Origin of the sequence: Microcoleus sp. Pol12B5 (assembly GCF_036701335.1) — a bacterium.
Classification (GTDB): domain Bacteria; phylum Cyanobacteriota; class Cyanobacteriia; order Cyanobacteriales; family Microcoleaceae; genus Microcoleus.
Genome location: NZ_JAUBQQ010000168.1, coordinates 1 through 1,172 on the forward strand (window position 1 = coordinate 1; position 1,172 = coordinate 1,172).

1 pseudogene is annotated in these 1,172 nt (G+C 42.9%); it reads right to left on the bottom strand.

Features of this window, described 5'->3' with window-relative positions:
* Window positions 1-1,053, bottom strand: a pseudogene (locus tag QUA24_RS27235) (IS5 family transposase); the annotation flags it as partial.
* Window positions 1,054-1,172: the final 119 nt, after the last annotated feature.

Consider the following 1,172-nt stretch of genomic DNA (forward strand, 5'->3'; position numbering starts at 1 on the left):
TATGCTTCTACTTGGGCTTTTAAATCCCCTGATTCGTTAAAATTATCCCAGCTCATCCGGTCTAAAAATACATATCCTTCAAAGCAGCTCGCTGATAGTTTGGCTCCAAACTCTACGCTTTTCCCGGCTTTTCCTCTGACAATAGGACGAATATGGGGTTGACTTAAACTTACTATTCTATCCTCAATGCTCTGTTTATCGTTGTCAAATAACCACTGTTGTTGGCGAGCGACTTCTGTGAGGACTAGCAAGGTTTTATATTGCTTTTTATTCAGACATTCTAGGCTCGCACCTGAATCGATTAACTGTTCAATATGAGAAGCGTTTCTTTTGATGTATTGAAGTTGTTTTTTAATTGCCTGTCTTCTTTTGTTTCGGGTGGGTCGTCTTTGTTTCGCTACTGCTAAGTAATCTTTTCGGGCGAGATTACGGTAGGTTCTTGGTTTTTTAGTGGTGTTTTCTTTAATTTGTTTATACAGAATGTCTATGATTTTTTCGGTATGAACTCTGGCTCTGTTTAATAGTCCTAAGTCGGTCGGATAACTAATGTCGGCTGGGGCGCAGGTTGCATCTACAATCAACTTACCACGATTGGGTGACTCATTTTTGCCGTCCGAATCCTTTTTTTTTTTGGTGGACGGGCGTGATTTCTCGCATTTTTTCGACCATGCGTTCGTTCACTTTATTAATTAGGTTGGGACTAATTCTTTGGCGAAAGTGCACTAATAAAGATGGGTCAAATGCGAGTTCATTACTGTAGCTTGAGCGACCGATAAAGTATTGTAGATAGGGGTTTTCACGGATTTGTTCTACCGTTTCGCGATCGCTAATTCCCAGCTTTTCCTTGATAATTAACGCCCCCAATGCCATCCGAAAGGATTTGGCTGGTGCGCCCTTTTCTGTGGGGAAGTTTTCAGCATATTCTGATTCAAATTCTGACCACGGGATTAGTTCGCCCATTTTTACCCAACGGTTGTCAGCAGACAACCTTCCTCCGAAAGGCAGTTCAAACTCGGATGGGGGGCTGGAGGCAAGCTCAGCTTTTTTGTACATGATCGCAGGTGGTGATGCACGGGTTTTGACCTATTTTACCTGTTTATCTTGCACTTTATTCTCGATTGCGCGCTCGAAACCCAGGGCACGCAATATGCGCTCGATTATTCAGCAAGCCC